The following is a 16,379-nucleotide window of genomic DNA, read 5'->3' as shown; positions in this document are numbered from 1 at the left end:
TGGTTTTATTTTTATTTGAATACGTACCAGCCAAGCGGTAATTTTAGTCCTAAGTATAATACCGCTACTAGCGCGACAATAAATAAGCCCCAAACCGCCCCTGTTGGTTTGTTTTTGCTCATTTTCACAAGAACCATTTCCATTCCAGCGATTACTAATATACCAGCTAGCATTTTCATGCCGTACCACATGTGCATGCTACCTGTTGCCGTCTTCACAATACTCATGTACAACATGAAACCTGTCACAATAATGATGATATACATAAGGCGAAGCCCCATATGTACACCTTTACCTTTTCTTCCTGCTGAATAAAGTGAATACGCAACGAAGAATAAAATTAATCCTAACGCCCATGCTGTAATATGCATATGTACCATCGTATCCCTGCCTCCTCTTTTTCACACTTTTTCACTCTATATGATAACATGTTCATATATTTTCAGGAAATGTTTCGCTTTTTTATATTTAAATGCTATAATATTTAGAGTATTTACAAACTTCTTGTAATAACAAAAGGGGGAACAATCATGATTCAAACTAAGGATATTATCGAACTTACAGACACATACGGGGCAAATAACTACCATCCACTTCCAATCGTTATTTCTAAAGCAGAAGGCGTTTGGGTAGAAGATCCTGAAGGAAACCGCTATATGGACTTATTAAGTGCATATTCTGCAGTAAACCAAGGTCATCGTCATCCAAAAATCATTAACGCTTTAATTGACCAAGCTAATCGAGTGACGTTAACTTCTCGTGCTTTCCATAGCGATCAATTAGGTCCTTGGTACGAAAAAGTTGCGAAACTAACAAATAAAAATATGGTACTTCCTATGAATACAGGTGCAGAGGCTGTTGAAACTGCAATTAAAACAGCTCGTCGCTGGGCTTATGATGTGAAAAAGGTAGAAGCAAACCGTGCAGAAATCATCGTTTGTGAAGATAACTTCCACGGACGTACAATGGGTGCTGTTTCTATGTCATCAAACGAAGAGTACAAGCGCGGCTTCGGTCCAATGCTTCCTGGCATTATTGTAATTCCTTATGGTGATTTAGAAGCGTTAAAAGCTGCGATTACACCAAATACAGCTGCATTCATTTTAGAGCCAATCCAAGGTGAAGCAGGAATTAACATTCCACCAGCTGGTTTCTTACAAGAAGCTTTTGAAGTATGTAAAAAAGAAAACGTTTTATTCGTAGCAGATGAAATCCAAACAGGCTTAGGCCGTACGGGTAAAGTATTTGCTTGCGACTGGGACAATGTAACTCCTGACATGTACATACTTGGTAAAGCACTTGGCGGCGGCGTATTCCCAATCTCTTGTGTTGCAGCAAACAGCGACATTTTAGGTGTATTCGAGCCAGGTTCTCACGGTTCTACATTCGGTGGTAACCCACTTGCATGTGCTGTTTCTATTGCAGCTCTTGAAGTATTAGAAGAAGAAAAATTAACAGAGCGTTCTCTTCAATTAGGAGAAAAACTAGTTGGGCAATTAAAAGAAATTGATAACCCAATGATTACTGACATTCGCGGTAAAGGTTTATTCATCGGTATCGAATTAAACGAGCCAGCTCGTCCTTACTGTGAACAACTAAAAGCAGCTGGTCTATTATGTAAAGAAACACACGAAAACGTAATTCGTATTGCACCACCTCTAGTAATCTCTGAAGAAGATTTAGAGTGGGCGTTCCAAAAAATTAAAGCTGTACTATCTTAATCATAGTGAGGTTGTCCTAAATATAGGACAACCTCTTTCTTTTTTTAGTAGTTTACCGTAAAATAAAATTGAATATTCTGTTTTTATTAAAAAGGGGGTAACTGTATGCTATTGAAATACGGTAAACACATTAATAATTTAGCTACAATTTTTATTTCTATGACATTCATCGGCTTCATATTATCTACAACTTTACTCAGTCATTATTCAACTCCTAATACATTCACACTACTCAAAACATCATTTTGGGCTGCTGTTTTCCTTACAATTATCGGTTTTGGCCGTGAGAGAAGCGCACTTGCAGTTATGCTAATTGGAATTTGTACTTTAGCATTAATCGGATTGTATATTTTCGCCATCATAGATTACTCCGTTAATCCACGCCCATAGAAAAGAGCTATCTTTTCACAAGATAGCTCTTTTTTCATTTCACAATATTTCTAAGCGTACCAATTCCCTCTACTGTAATAACAACTTCATCACCAGCATGTAAAAACTTCGGTGGTGTAAAACCTTTACCAACACCAGCTGGTGTCCCTGTTGCAATGATATCTCCTGGCTCTAATGTCATGCCTTTACTTATAGTTGAAATAATTTCTTCTACTGAAAAAATCATTTCTCTCGTATTTGAAGTTTGCCTTACTTCTCCATTTACCACTGTTTCAATGTGTAATGCATTTGGCGTTCTAACCATCGATTTATGAATTAAATACGGTCCCATCGGACAAAATGTATCGAAACTTTTCCCTAGGAAAAATTGTTTATGTTTTCTTTGAATATCTCGAGCAGTTACATCATTTATAACTGTATATCCAAAAACATGATCAAGAGCTTTTTCTATTTTTATTTGTTTCCCTCGCTTACCGATAACGATTGCTAGTTCACCTTCGTAATCAAGTTCATTCGTCGCGTGAGGGTGACCATTAATTTGCTCATCAATTCCAATCACTGTTGTTGGCGCCTTTGTAAAAATCATTATATTTTCAGGGATAGACTCTACTCCGCCCATTTCTACCGCATGCTCACGATAGTTCTTTCCAACACAAAGAATATTTTTTCTCGGCCTTGGAATCGGTGCTAATATTTTCACCTCTGCTAACGGATAATACGCCGATCCCGCATTTTCCTTCGCCCAATTTACAATATCGTACACTTTCTCAAGACATTCGCTTCCTCTTTCAATACACTCTAACATGGTAATTGGGATAGTAACCTTTTCCCCTTTTTGTCTTTGCGCTTCTCTTAAATGTAATACCTTTTCTTCCTCTTCATCCACAATACCTACAAATACTTTTTCTTCTTTCTTAGCCGTTACAAAACGCAATACTTCCACTCTCCATCCTAAAACTCATACCCTTTAATTGTATTCGCATCCTTAAGAAAAAAACCTTCTTATACACGCTAATTTTTACAATATTCAACCGTTATTATATTTGTTCCTCATCCGTTATTTGACATAAAATGTAGAAATTATACTTTTTTTAGCGAAGATGTTTCTTTTTTATGGGATTTTTGTATAATATGTACTACATATATACATAAAATTTATTGAGAGATGGAGCCGATTTCAATGTTTGAGCAAGCTATCGAAAAAAAACGCGAAAAAATGATCTATTTTGCTGAACGCTACGGAATGACTTCTCAAAAAACAGTAGATTGTAGCCAGGAATTGGACAGGCTCTTAAATGTTGTTTGGCCTATACATACAGATTGCACACATACTCAAATGTTCGAAACACATACGCAATAACGTATGTGTTTCTTTTATTTCGAAAAAATACACATTTTATTGAAAACGCCCATACAATAGTAGAAAAGAAAATTTTAAAAACGAAAGGTGTTTTGTATGCCAGCTATGGTCGGACATATTCGTATCGTTAACATTGGATCAAGTGGTATTTTTCATATTGGAGATGTATTTGCGATTAGGCCTATTAGTTATTCACGCGCTTTTGCGGGAGCCGGTTCATTTAATGTTGGGGATAACGTCTCTGTCTACAATTATCAAAGCTCAACGACCGTCAATGATTCAGATGTAATTGATCAAGCAATAATTGGTTCGAACTAAAGGGGGCGATTGCATTGAATTTTTATGTGAACCAAAGTATCATCATTAACAGCATTAAAATCGATAGCATTACGACCTCTTCCGTTTTTCAAATTGGAACTGCAGGTAGTATTAAGGCTCTTTCTAAATTCTCAAATTCTGGCGGATTTACAGAACCGCTTCGCCCTTTACATGCGAAAGGACAAATTATTTCCATCAAACCATCAACTAGTTCTTCTTAAGGTATCCTTGTCATAAATATATAGCAGGAATATATTTCCCCTCCCTATTGAAAAGGAGGTTTCACAAATGAATCAAGATATATATACTTACCTACACCAACTTCAACAAGCTCTCCAAATACAGCAGCAAACTATTCTAAACCTTGAAGAGCAAGTTCGCCTACTACAAGAAGAGCTTAATGAGTTAAAAAGTCGTCCCTCCTCTTCTATAGGAAAAGTGGAATATAAATTCGATCAATTAAAAGTAGAAAATTTAAACGGCACTTTAAATATTGGCTTGAATCCATTTTCAACAAAAGGGCAACAAATTGAAGATTTTCAAGTGGATACAGAAACATTAAAAGTAAATCCTGAAACAGAAACAAATCCAGACTTTTATCAAGGTATCCTCCAAGAAATGCATCGCTATTTAGATGAAGAAGCATATAGTCGAATTCTCCATTTTGAACAAGAAGAGAGAACGCCGCTTGATGAGATGTATCGACAAATGATGGTGGATGACATAAAAAAACAGATGGAACATAGACTTCCATATTATTTATCACAAGTTCAATCGTATGAGGGTATTTCCACAGATCCCGATTATTTACGAGACATCATTATTCAAGCGATGAAACAAGATATTGACAAGGCGTTCCTTTCCTTTATTCAACACATACCGGGCAATTTCCGAAAGGAGTGAGTATGCATGAATTTAAATGTTGTAAACCGCGAGTTAAAAGTAGGCCAGATTAAAATGAACGGGGTTTCTTCTTCCGCATTATTTTTAATTGGGGATGCAAACCTTCTCATCCTTTCTTCTATTCTTGATACGCCATTCGAATCTGTTACAGAGGGGCCATTTGTACCATTAGTAACAGATGTCCCTCCGACTCCAGGTTGAGGAGAGGAAAAATTATGCTCCGTCATACTTCAATTGTACAAAATGTTTCTATCGTTTCTATGGGGGTTGCAGCTGTCTTCCAGGCCGGGGATTCTAATCAAATAGAATTAAAAAATAGAGCACTTATCGTTCATCGAGAAATCCCTTGTTATATAAAAGGTGAAGGTCGTTTTGATGCGTTTGAAATCTTTACAGATGAATACATTACAATTCCAAAGCGAACAACAGATGTAAAAATGAATATTGTAAATGAGTGCCCTTTTATTGAAGTAAATGATGTTCACTTGCGAACCCTTTTAAATTCCGCGTGCTTCCAAATCGGCAATGTTGACTATGTTTTTAATAATTCTCGTACGCTACAAATCCGCCAATTTATTACTGATGAACCTTCCTCTAAATAATTCATATAGTAATTAAAAAGCTTAGTAAAGTAGGTGGATGGTATGCCTTCGATTGTAGGAAATCTCGTCGTTCAAAACAGTAACGGCTCTTTCAACTTAGGAGATTTTTATAACGTGTCTCCGAAAGAAAATACGAAAGCTTATAACGGATCTGGGGCTTCCAATGTCGGATTTGTCGTTAACACTTTTAGCGGCGTTAGTGCAACAAATACATTCGATTCGGACGTTGCAGACCAAGATCAAATTGGAACAGCGTAAAAAAAGCATTAGCTCTTCTTGTATAGAGCTAATGCTTTTCCTTCTGTTTTTTAACACCTTACATATTTACGTTTGAACCCCAGTCTTCCTCTATCAAGTCCTTTATGAATACTTTCGTAAGCGTTTAGAAAACTGCTTTTCTTGTTGTCCCGTTTTAGCTCCACTATGCCTACTTCCTTTGCAGTTTCAACTGCCTTTTCATGTAGCGGCACATATGAAATCCCCACAGTGTTTAGAAAATTATTCATAGCGGATTTCGTTCGTTCTGGCGCATCGTGAATTGTATTTTTCACAACTTCTAGCATATTGGTAATCTTACTTTCGGAAAATTCATGGTCTTTTCGATTCCCTAAAAGCCAGCAGTAGCAACTCCATCCCGCTGACATTCTTAGTTCGTCACCACTTGCAATCCATTTATCAGCAACGTCTTGTGCAAAATCTGACTCTGATAAAGTTACTGCTACCACATAATCGGACAGCATATAAAAGTACGCCCCATCCATCCAACGATCAAAATCCGATTCTTTCATAGTTTTTGGATCTGCAATAATGCCTGCAAAGTACATCGCATCATAGTTACCTGTAGCATAAAGCTCTTCAGCTAAACTTTGATTGATTTTTATTTTCTTCGCGATTGGTTTCATAGCACCTGTAGCTACGCCAAAAAGTGGCTCCTTTGCACCATTAGATATGTATATTTTTTTAGTTCGTTCCTTGCCGAGAATTTCAAGCTCTTGCATTACTGTTTCAAAATCCATCGTGTTGCACTTCCTTCCTTACTATTATAATCAATTCGCTTATCTTCTTTATCAAGTTCTCTATACTTCATAACTCCATCTTTTAAAGCGTTTTGTCCATCGATTTATGATTTTCAAAATGGGATTTCGTTATACGCGTTTATCTAGCTAATTAATACCGATTATAAAAACTAATCATTAATGAAGATGCTACTCCCCGCTAATGATTAGTTTTTTTATTTAAATGATAATCCCTTATCTTCTAAAGCCGCTCTCAATTTAGGTAAAGATGCTGGCCCTATACCGTGCAGTTTCAAAATTTCTTTTTCACTATACTTTGAAAGTTCTGCTTCAGTCGTTATTCCATGGTGCTCTAACGCTCGCCTTGCTGGTGCTGAAAGAAGAGAAAGAAAGCCTTCTTTTGGCTTTCTCTCTTTCTCACAGGTTGGGCAAGTTGGACAATCGCTATTTTTGTAGTACTCGTGTCCTTGATCACAAGTTCTTAACGTCGCCATAATCCATAACCCCTTTCTAAGCTCTATTTGTCAATATTTACAACATGATTTCCATCAAAGAAATATAAACATTTCTCTTTCACAGGATGTTTTAAGCTTTTCTCGAGTGCTTTTGCATATAGTGAAAGCTGTACTTTGTATCGGTCTTCTAAAATTGGTTTCGCTTGATCAAATCCGCCTGGGAACTTTCCTTCAATCGTATCTGTTTTAAAGTCGATTAAAGTAATTCCGTCTTCCTCTTCGATCATGCAGTCGATAACCCCTTGGACAAGTATTGATTCGCCTTTCTTCCCTTGCCAATCTTGATACGCTTCTTCTGCTGAAAGCATCATCGTAAATGGTACTTCGCGCTCAACACTTTTTGCTGCTAATACCCTTTTACCTAAGTCACTGTCAAAGAATGAAATTACCTTTTCAATCGCTATTTCTTCAGCTTGTTCAAATGTTAATAGTTCTTTATTTACCATGCTTGCAATTTGTTCTTGAAGAACTTCAATCGTAATTGGTTTCTTCAAATCTACATGCTGCATAACGGCATGGACTGCTGTCCCTCGCTCTGCATATGTTAGCCCTTTTTTCTCCATAAAGCGCGGACGTGTTTTAATTGGTGCACGAAGTTTTTTAATAAAGGCGTTATCGCTACCTTCTTCAGATTGATAATTTCTCTTTATTTCTGTAACAGACTGCTTCGCACGGTGAGATGTCGCGTCCGCATACCCGTATTCCCACATCAATCTGTCGTACACTTCTTCTTTCCGTTCACTTTCTAACGGAACAGCTTTTTTATCACGAAGCGCTTCTAATAACTCTTGTTTCTCTTCTTGAACTGGTTCTGGTGCAAGTAAATCTTTTCCTTCAACAACTTCTACTTTCCAGCTAGCACTATATTCATAAATTTCGCCTGGAATATTTCCTTGTCCTAATTCAAGAAGCATTTCACTATCACGATGTCTATATAATGAAGGTGCAATCCAGTCTAAATAACAAGACGCTCCGGCACGTATATGGTCTGGTAATAACCATTCACTATGCTCTCTTGCATCGAGCCATTTTTCCATTTCTTTATTGGCATCTTTAACTGTTCCAATTAAAATTAACTTCTCTTTTGCACGTGTTAACGCTACGTATAGTACGCGCATTTCTTCCGCAATTAATTCCATCTTCATTTTACGCTTAATCGCTAGTTGCGATAATGTCGTATATTTAATTCGTTTACGAGGATCGATAAATTGTGAACCAAAACCGAAATCTTTATGAAGTAAGAAACGCTTCATTAAATCTTGTGTATTAAAACGGCGACCAAGTCCAGCTACAAATACGACTGGGAACTCTAGCCCTTTACTTTTATGAATCGTCATAATGCGAACAACATCTTCTTGTTCTCCGAGGGCTCTCGCCGTTCCCATATCATCTCCGCGTTCTAAAATACGCTCAATAAAGCGCAAGAAGCGGAATAATCCTCTAAACGATGTTGCTTCATATTGTCTTGCGCGGTCATATAGTACGCGTAAGTTTGCCTGCCTTTGCTTTCCGGCTGGTAAACCGCCGACAAAGTCGTAATAGCCCGTCTCACCGTACACTTTCCAAATTAAATCAGAAAGAGATTGTTGACGCGCAAATTCACGCCACCCTTGCAGTAAGTTATAAAACCACTCTAATTTATCATGCAGTTCTTGTTCTTCTTCAAGCGGCGCTCCCTTTAAGAATGAGCTCATCACTTCATAAAACGAGCCTTTCTTTCCATGAGCACGAAGCGTCGCAAGTTCTTCGTCATTTAGTCCAACGATCGGTGAACGAAGTACAGCTGCAAGCGGAATATCTTGCATCGGGTTATCAATGACGCGGAATACGTTCATCATAATATTTACTTCTGTCGCTTCAAAGTAACCAGTCGCAAGGTCAGCATATACCGGAATTCCTTGTAGTTTTAACTCTTCCATAATTTGCGGCGCCCATGGCATGGAGCGAAGTAAAATAACGAAATCACGATATTGCACTGGGCGCATACTATCAGTTTTACGATCATACACTTCATAGCCTGAATCGACCATTGCTTTAATACGCTGCGCCATAAGACGAGCTTCAAGCTGCGCTTTTTCTACTTCGGCACCTTCTTCACCGTCTTGCACTTCTTCCTCAGTTTGCTGAATACATAATAGCTCTGCCGCTACATCTTCACCTTCTGGATAGCTAGCACCTAGCTTTAATTCAGCGTCAGCATCATAATCGATTTCGCCGACTTCTTCGCCCATAATTTGTTTGAAAATAAAATTCGTACCTGCTAGCACTTCATGACGGCTACGGAAGTTTTTCGCTAAGTCAATCTTCATTCCGCCGCCCGATCCTTCTTGTGTGAAACGTTTATATTTTCCTAAGAATAAACCAGGCTCTGCTAGTCGGAAACGGTAAATCGACTGTTTTACGTCACCAACCATGAACAAGTTTCCTTCACTCTCAGAATCTTTCGTTACGAATTTAATAATTGATTCCTGTACGAAGTTCGTATCTTGATATTCATCAACTAGTACTTCAGCAAATTTATTACGATATTGAAGTGCTACTGCTGACGGCTTCATTTCACCGCCTTCACTTTGCTCGCTTAAAATTTGCAAACAGAAATGCTCTAAATCTGTGAAATCGACCATTCCTTTATCTCGCTTAATCGCTTGGAAACGCTCTGTAAATACTTTTACAAGCTTCACGAGTTTTTCTAATACAGGATGCATATCTTGAAAATCTCGTAAGAAACTTTCAGGTCTGCGGCTAAATAGCTCTTCTTGTAATTTCTTCACTTCATCTTTCGCTTTATTACGAAGAGAATCTAATTGTTTTACAACATCTTCGTTGTAATCACTTTTTTTAATACGCTTTAACGTTTGCCACGATACATTTTGCATCGCTTCATAAACGCTTGTCCACGATCCACGAGCTGCTGAGGATAACGTTCCAAGTAAAGCTAAATCCGCTTGTAAAGTTTCAACGCGAGGCGCTGGACCATCAGGAAGCATTGCGAATTCAGTCGCCTTACGAATATACTTTTCCGCTGTTTCAAGCTGGAATTTTACATCTTCTAATAAGTAAGAAGCGTACACTAAATCTTCAATCGTCTTTCCTTCAACGTCGTATGCTTCTACTAATTTATCAAGCCACTTCTCCGGGTTTGGATGCGCTCTTGATTCTGTATGAAGCGCTAAAATCATTCGTTGTAAGTCATCGTCACTACGGTCACTCGTATAACGATCAACTAGTTCAAAGAAAATACTATTATCTTCGATTCCATATTCTTCTTCTAATATGTCATCTAGCACTTCTTCTTTTAATAACTCATTTTCTGTTTGGTTCGCAATACGAAAACGAGGATCGACATCAAGCATGTAATAATATCCTCTAATAACTTGTAAACAAAATGAATGAATTGTTGAAATGGAAGCTTTATTTAATAAGCTAAGCTGCTTTCTTATATGCTGTGAACCTGGCCCATCAATTAATACTTTTTCTAACGCTTCCCCAATTCGATTTTTCATTTCTTGCGCTGCTGCATTCGTAAATGTTACAACGAGCAGGCGGTCGACATCGACTGGATTTTCCTCACTTATAATCTTTTTAATAATACGTTCAACTAATACCGCTGTTTTCCCTGATCCAGCTGCCGCTGCGACTAAAATATCACGTCCGTTCGCTACAACCGCTTTCCACTGGTCATCTGTCCATTGACTACCTTCTGGTTTCTGAGGCCAATTTTCTATCATTCTCCGCCAACCTCCTCTCTAATTTTCTCCATCGCTTCGCTATCTTTCATATCTTTTAACGTACGGAATTGGTTATCTTCAAGTGATTCATCAAATTGACAAACAGATTTGAAGTTACAGAACGTACATGCCGCTTTATTCCCCTTTTTGTAAGGAGCAATATCGATAACACCTTCTGTAATGTCTTTTCCGATATTTTCAAACGAGTGGTGTACATATTTTTGAAGTACGTTAAACTCTTGTTCACTTGCAATGCTAGAACGCGCACTAAAACTACCATCTTTTTTCAGACCAGCAGAAATAATATCAGAGCTTCCTGTTGAAAGTTTATTATCCATTAAACGCACAACGTCAGCATCTCCTAGTACGAGACCTTTCATTTTAAATTTCTTTAAAATTTCTTTCTCAATTTCTTCTTCAGATGCATCGCCTTTCATCTCAACAATCGGGTTATGAATATGGAAATACAATACACCCGCCGGTGATGCAGTACTGCCCTTTTTCATCCACGTATGTGCATTTGAAGTAACAACATCTAAATACGTTAACATTTGAAGTGCGAGTCCGTAATACACTTCTGTTAAATCTAACGCTTTCGAACTTGATTTATAATCAATAATACGAAGGAACGTACCACTCTCATCTTCCGCCTTATCAACACGGTCAATACGGCCAACTACTTCCATCTTCACACCATTTGGCAACGCAAATTCCATTGGCGGAAGAGATCCAGTCCCGCCCATACCGAACGGTACTTCTAAATCAACTGGTACAAATCCACTCGACTTCGCATGTTCACGAAGAATAAGTGACGTACGGAAAATGATTTGTTGTAGTTTTTGCTTTAAATAGAAATGACGGTTCGAACTTAATAAAATTTGTCTTTGTAATAACGGTGCAATTTCTTCTATTACTAAAGCAGAAAGGTGTTCACACTCTTTTATTGATAAATCCGCCCAAGTCCGATTTTCACGTAATAGCTTGTCTGCAATTCTCTTCAGCGCTGCATGGAATAATTCACCGATATCTGGCGCATCAAGTTTGAAAATATCACGCTCTCTTAGCGATAAACCGTGCTGAGCAAAATGAGCGTACGCACAGCGATTAAATAGTTCCATACGAGAAACACTTCCCTTAATTGTATCTCCATATAAATCCCTACTTACATCTGTACTTAGTTTCTGTGCACGATTTCGGTAGAATAAACTTGATAACACACGGCTACTTTTTTGCTTCCATTCATCTGAAGTAACGTAGAAGTTATATACGTCCCACCAAAAGTCTAAATTGCCTTCAAATCCGTATCGCTTCCACGTTTGCAGTTGCTGCATGACATAAGACAACGTTACTTCTGGCGTTGCTACATATGAGATTTGTTCCGAACGCGATAAGTCATTTACATCATTCGTAATAAACGATTCTTTCACATCAGGGAACATTCTTTTTATTTTCTTAATAAAACTAGAAGCAAGTAACGTCTTTCCTTCTTCATCCGCAAGCGGACAGGAAATGTATAACTTCTCAGATGCTCTCGTCACCATTTGATACATAACGAACTGTTCTTCTAATAAAGTTTGTCTCGTCGTTGGTGCTAATTCGATACCTGCAGCGGTGAGAACATTTCTTTCCTCATCAGAAAGCATACCTTCATCCATAGGCGCTGCTGGAATCACTCCTTCATTTACTCCAATAATGAACGTCGCTTTAATATCTGATAATCTAGAATGATCAATGTTAGCAACTAACACTTGATCTAGTGATGGCGGAATGTTCGCAAATTGAAGTGCTTCAAGACCTGTCGACATAACCTCCGTAAACATTGAAAGGGACATCTTCTCTTCGCCAAGCATCTCAACGAACGTATCAAGAAGATTCATCACTTCTTCCCATACTTGCTCATGGTCTGTCGCAAATAAGAAATCTCCATTTTCTTCTGCACGAACACGTAATTCTTCTAGTTTTTTCGGAACGTCAAGCTCCTCTAAAAATAAATATACCGCTTCGCACATTTGCATAACTGTTCCAGCACGCTTCAGTCTTTTTTGCATACGAATAACTGGCGTTCTTACAACGTCGCGAAGTCGATTTATTTTCTCTTCCATTTCACGCTCACTGTCTGTTATCATTTCGCTCGCATCATCAAGAGAACGATAACGACGATACATCCACGGATCTTCAGAAGTCCATCTCTTCCCTTGTACACCGTACGCTAAACAGTAGTTTTCAAACTCATCCATCTCTTCGCGCATCGCTTCTTTTCTTACATCTAATGGATATAAAAGCTCTGTTTTCACGCAGCGAAATACTGCATCATAACGCCAATTCCCGCTAATAATCTCGAGTGCAGAACGAATACATTCTACTAGCGGATGATGTGACATTGGGCGTTTTTCATCGATGAAATGCGGGATATTATAATCCGTAAATAACGTTCGCATTACGTCGTAATAACTTTCTCCGTTACGAAGAAGGACTGCGATATCTCGGTAACGATAGTCTTCATCCGCCACAAGTCTTCTAATTTCACGAGCTACACCTTCTACTTCAGCTCGTAAATTAGCTGCTGTACTGATTGTCACACTCGCTTCACCATGAAATTTTTCATTTGGACGTGTTTCGTAGTGCGTTTCTAAATGTGCTAATGCTTGCGAATGAAAACGCGGCTGTTCCATCAGCGGAATTGTTTTTTCAATTTCTATTTTCTCTTCACGCGCTACTTGTTTTATTCGTTCATACGTTAACGTCGTTTCATAAAATAAATCTAGTTCATTCACTGGCTGCGCTAACGTTTTTTCATCTATCGTTAATGTTATTGTTACTCTAGTTCCTAATTTCATTAACCCTCTAACAATTTCTAGCTCTTGAGGGGAAAATGAATGGAATCCATCTATATAAATTTCCGCGCCTTTTACATACTCAGAGTCTGAAAGCTTCTCAATTAATAATTGTAAGTAGTCTTCTGAATCTAAATATTTTCCGATTAAAGCACGTTCGAAATCATCATATAATAACTGTAAATCATACACTTTATTCGCTAGCAGCTTTTGCTCTGCACTACTACTATGCGCATCTAATTGTTGCCACATTTCATATACGTTAGATGGCGTCACATTATAACGTTTAAACTCCGCAATCATACTACCAAGATGTTCAAAGAAACCGTTTTGCTCCGCTGCTTTTTGAAACACCGATAATCCATCTTTACGAGATTCTACAATTTTACGAAGTAACATATGTACACCGGCTTCATCAATATGAAGACGACTCGCTCCGCCAACTTCTTGCAGCACCTTCCACGCTAATCGCGAGAAACTAAAAACTTGTGCCCGAATAGAACCTCTTACCTCTTCACTCCCAATTAACGCCTGCTGCGTTTGGAATGTCATCTGTTCTGGCACAAGATATAATATTGTTTTCCCTCTTGGGCGCTGCTTTAACTCTTCTTGCACTTCGTGTAAACAAAGTGTACTTTTTCCACTTCCAGCTCTACCAATCACAAATCGAAGTGACATGTAACCCCACCTTTCACTTACATAACGAACGTTAGTTTGCTACCATAATTGTATTATAGGACGATAAAAAAGACAAACATACTCGTTTGTCTTTTCCTTATACTTCATTTTATTATATCAACCTTTTGAAAAATTCGTTTGTACCTCTTGAATCGGCCAATATCGTAAATCAACTTTACCGACAACTGTATCAGCTTTCACAAAGCCGAAGTGCCTACTATCCCAGCTACCAAGGCGGTTGTCACCAACTACAAAAATAGAACCGGGTGGTACAAACTTTTCTTTCGTTAACTCTTCTAGTTTAAAATCGCCTGTTAATTGCCGTCCATTTGTCTCTTTCTTATACGTCTCTAAATAAGGTTCATCCACGAATTGTCCGTTTATATATAATTTATCATGCTTATATTCGATATGATCCCCAGGTAAACCGATAATTCGCTTTACATAGTCCTCTTTTTTATTCGCATGAAAAACGACGACATCAAATCGATTCAAGTCCCCTACTTGATAACTCACCTTATTTACAACGAGCATATTTCCATCTTGCAATGTCGGCATCATTGACTTCCCCTCTACAACGTACGTTGAAAAGAAAAACGTTCGAAAAAATACAGCTAATAGTACACCAATTAAAATTGTTCTTACCCACTCTAGCCCTTCTTTTTTCAAAGTTTTCTTCATTCGCTTCTCCCCTCGCCCTTTAATGATGAAGCTTATCTTTACAAAGAAGACTTTTCCTAATGTAGTTCTAACTTTACTTCAATTTTTTTACCAACATACCATAAAATAAAAATAACAACGCCCACAATAACCGATTTCACCGGCTTATGAATAAATGAGACTAAATCATGACCGATATACGTTAAAATAAAGATCATAACAAGCTTTCCAAATGCTAATGCTAGTCCAAACTGTTTTACGCTAATGCGAGACAAACCAGCTACAACATTTATAAGCGCAGATGGTGTGAACGGAAAACAAAATATAACAAAGATTGGCGCGAACCCTTTTCTTTCAATCCATCCCATCGCTTTTCGCACTCTCTCATGCTTATTTACAAAAGAAAAGAAACGACTTCTTCCAAAGCTACGAATAATGAAAAATACAAGCATTGCACCAATTACTGACCCAATCCATGAATAAAGAAAACCGAACCAAAAACCAAATGCAACAGCATTCGCCAACACAAACACAATGAGTGGCAATGCCGGAATAAGCGCCTCAATCATCGGTAAGCCAATACCGAGAAGCGGCCCGAACGCACGATAACTTTCAACAATATGATCCATATTTTCTGGTGAAAAATACTCTTTGATCGTTTGAAAATCCATTCTACACTTTACCCCTTTACTCTAATTACTACCTCTACTGTATCATCGCTTAAATGAAAGAGGAAATGGTAGATACGACATATGGAGATGTATTTATTAAAGTTTCCATATCATTCGCTAGAATTCCTTCATTATTATGCTATGATAATCTTTCAATATTCGACAAGACATGAGAATAATTTAGACACCACGCACAGATTATAACTTAACGGTTACATATTATAAAAAAAAGAAACTACAGAAAGTGTCAATCTGTAGTTTCAAAAAAAACCTTACTACGCGTAAGGTTATTTCTACCTGTATGGAAATGAGTAATGACAAATAATTGTTATACCTTCAAACAATTCTCCTTTTCTAATGACTAGTTCTTACAAGAAACTTTTTTAGTAAGCGTATACTATCAATCACGATAAGTATTAATAAATATAAGAAAGATAGTATTAATACTGTACTTGGAATAGGTAACATTCGAAATTTGTATAAAAACTTATCAATCATATATATATCTTGCTCATTCGTTATAGTAGTAGGAGTGAATATAAGGTGCTCTTGCCAATTATCTATCCAAGTTAAATCAACTGCGGAAAATTGCATTATTCCTAACCACAAGTAAAGAAAAATCGGTATGAGAACCATATATTGTAAACTATGTAATATCTTTTTTTCCTTCTTACATTCAATAATTTGAAAGACAATAAGTGTCAGTACGTACACAATCGATAGAAGAAATACTATGGTGACAACTGGTTGAATTGAAAAAGCAAATAGCAAATAGCAATTTATCAATTTCACTAATTTGACTATATTCTGTTGCATTTTGAGGCGTAAAAATAAAATGTTGTTTTATCAGCACCTATCATTAACTGACTGCCAACGAAACCAGTAAACATAAAGGTAAGAAATAATATAGGCAAAACAAGAATATATTGCGCCCAAAATAACATGGTCCTTTTCAACATAACAGCCCCCTTTTTTATATAATA

At 37.5% G+C, this 16,379-nt stretch carries 17 protein-coding genes and 1 pseudogene; 9 read left to right on the top strand and 9 right to left on the bottom strand.

Features of this window, described 5'->3' with window-relative positions; genetic code table 11:
• Window positions 1-11: 11 nt before the first annotated feature.
• The gene (locus NSQ08_RS04440) at window positions 12-380 is read right to left on the bottom strand and encodes a YisL family protein (protein ID WP_002011256.1); all 369 of its coding nucleotides are present in this window, start codon (window positions 378-380) and stop codon (window positions 12-14) included.
• A gap of 150 nt (window positions 381-530) precedes the next feature.
• Here NSQ08_RS04440 and rocD point away from each other — a divergent pair, with 150 nt between their 5' ends.
• Window positions 531-1,721 carry an ornithine aminotransferase gene (gene rocD / locus NSQ08_RS04435; protein ID WP_000616665.1) on the top strand — a complete coding sequence of 397 codons (1,191 nt, stop codon included), beginning with the start codon at window positions 531-533 and terminating at the stop codon, window positions 1,719-1,721.
• Window positions 1,722-1,826: 105 nt separating this feature from the next.
• Window positions 1,827-2,111, top strand: a complete 285-nt coding sequence (locus tag NSQ08_RS04430) for a hypothetical protein (protein WP_000925332.1) — start codon at window positions 1,827-1,829, stop codon at window positions 2,109-2,111.
• Between the two features lie 34 nt (window positions 2,112-2,145).
• On the opposite strand, the gene NSQ08_RS04425 is transcribed toward NSQ08_RS04430, so the two are convergent.
• A complete protein-coding gene (locus tag NSQ08_RS04425) occupies window positions 2,146-3,045 on the bottom strand; it encodes a fumarylacetoacetate hydrolase family protein (protein ID WP_044438097.1) in 900 nt (299 codons plus the stop codon).
• A 246-nt stretch (window positions 3,046-3,291) separates the two neighbouring features.
• On the opposite strand from NSQ08_RS04425, the gene NSQ08_RS04420 reads away from it, so the two are divergent.
• The 7 genes from NSQ08_RS04420 (at window position 3,292) to gerPF (ending at window position 5,552) form a co-directional block, all read left to right on the top strand.
• A complete protein-coding gene (locus tag NSQ08_RS04420; RefSeq protein ID WP_002087032.1) occupies window positions 3,292-3,471 on the top strand; it encodes an aspartyl-phosphate phosphatase Spo0E family protein in 180 nt (59 codons plus the stop codon).
• Between the two features lie 96 nt (window positions 3,472-3,567).
• The gene (gerPA, locus tag NSQ08_RS04415) at window positions 3,568-3,789 is read left to right on the top strand and encodes a spore germination protein GerPA (RefSeq protein WP_001111190.1); all 222 of its coding nucleotides are present in this window, start codon (window positions 3,568-3,570) and stop codon (window positions 3,787-3,789) included.
• A gap of 14 nt (window positions 3,790-3,803) precedes the next feature.
• The gene (gene gerPB, locus NSQ08_RS04410; RefSeq protein WP_001012505.1) at window positions 3,804-4,010 is read left to right on the top strand and encodes a spore germination protein GerPB; all 207 of its coding nucleotides are present in this window, start codon (window positions 3,804-3,806) and stop codon (window positions 4,008-4,010) included.
• A gap of 67 nt (window positions 4,011-4,077) precedes the next feature.
• On the top strand, window positions 4,078-4,692 hold the full coding sequence (gene gerPC, locus NSQ08_RS04405; protein WP_001070757.1) for a spore germination protein GerPC: 615 nt from the start codon (window positions 4,078-4,080) through the stop codon (window positions 4,690-4,692).
• 6 nt (window positions 4,693-4,698) lie between these two features.
• A complete protein-coding gene (gene gerPD / locus NSQ08_RS04400) occupies window positions 4,699-4,893 on the top strand; it encodes a spore germination protein GerPD (protein WP_001052805.1) in 195 nt (64 codons plus the stop codon).
• A 14-nt stretch (window positions 4,894-4,907) separates the two neighbouring features.
• Window positions 4,908-5,294 (top strand): spore germination protein GerPE, encoded by a 387-nt coding sequence (locus NSQ08_RS04395; RefSeq protein ID WP_002030295.1) that lies wholly within the window; start codon window positions 4,908-4,910, stop codon window positions 5,292-5,294.
• A gap of 42 nt (window positions 5,295-5,336) precedes the next feature.
• Window positions 5,337-5,552 (top strand): spore germination protein GerPF, encoded by a 216-nt coding sequence (gerPF, locus tag NSQ08_RS04390; protein WP_098385040.1) that lies wholly within the window; start codon window positions 5,337-5,339, stop codon window positions 5,550-5,552.
• Between the two features lie 50 nt (window positions 5,553-5,602).
• Here gerPF and NSQ08_RS04385 read toward each other — a convergent pair whose 3' ends face one another.
• From NSQ08_RS04385 to NSQ08_RS04355, 7 genes and pseudogenes are all read right to left on the bottom strand, one after another.
• On the bottom strand, window positions 5,603-6,310 hold the full coding sequence (locus NSQ08_RS04385) for a DNA alkylation repair protein (protein WP_016119808.1): 708 nt from the start codon (window positions 6,308-6,310) through the stop codon (window positions 5,603-5,605).
• A gap of 215 nt (window positions 6,311-6,525) precedes the next feature.
• Complete coding sequence (locus tag NSQ08_RS04380) at window positions 6,526-6,804, bottom strand: RNA polymerase alpha subunit C-terminal domain-containing protein (RefSeq protein WP_002030298.1); 279 nt, start codon at window positions 6,802-6,804, stop codon at window positions 6,526-6,528.
• 23 nt (window positions 6,805-6,827) lie between these two features.
• The gene (gene addA, locus NSQ08_RS04375) at window positions 6,828-10,553 is read right to left on the bottom strand and encodes a helicase-exonuclease AddAB subunit AddA (RefSeq protein WP_340772037.1); all 3,726 of its coding nucleotides are present in this window, start codon (window positions 10,551-10,553) and stop codon (window positions 6,828-6,830) included.
• Window positions 10,550-14,065 (bottom strand): helicase-exonuclease AddAB subunit AddB, encoded by a 3,516-nt coding sequence (addB, locus tag NSQ08_RS04370; RefSeq protein WP_340772035.1) that lies wholly within the window; start codon window positions 14,063-14,065, stop codon window positions 10,550-10,552. Before addB ends, addA begins: the two co-directional genes overlap by 4 nt.
• Before the next feature lie 117 nt (window positions 14,066-14,182).
• Window positions 14,183-14,746: a signal peptidase I gene (gene lepB / locus NSQ08_RS04365; protein WP_002011277.1), complete on the bottom strand. Its 564-nt coding sequence runs from the start codon at window positions 14,744-14,746 to the stop codon at window positions 14,183-14,185.
• 56 nt (window positions 14,747-14,802) lie between these two features.
• Window positions 14,803-15,396, bottom strand: a complete 594-nt coding sequence (locus NSQ08_RS04360) for a TVP38/TMEM64 family protein (RefSeq protein WP_002011278.1) — start codon at window positions 15,394-15,396, stop codon at window positions 14,803-14,805.
• A 354-nt stretch (window positions 15,397-15,750) separates the two neighbouring features.
• A pseudogene (locus NSQ08_RS04355) lies at window positions 15,751-16,355 on the bottom strand (DUF4306 domain-containing protein).
• Window positions 16,356-16,379: the final 24 nt, after the last annotated feature.

Origin of the sequence: Bacillus sp. FSL E2-8887 (genome assembly GCF_038007205.1) — a bacterium.
Lineage (GTDB): Bacteria > Bacillota > Bacilli > Bacillales > Bacillaceae_G > Bacillus_A > Bacillus_A mycoides.
Note: the sequence above shows the minus strand (reverse complement) of the source record. Positions and strands in the feature narration are given on the sequence as shown.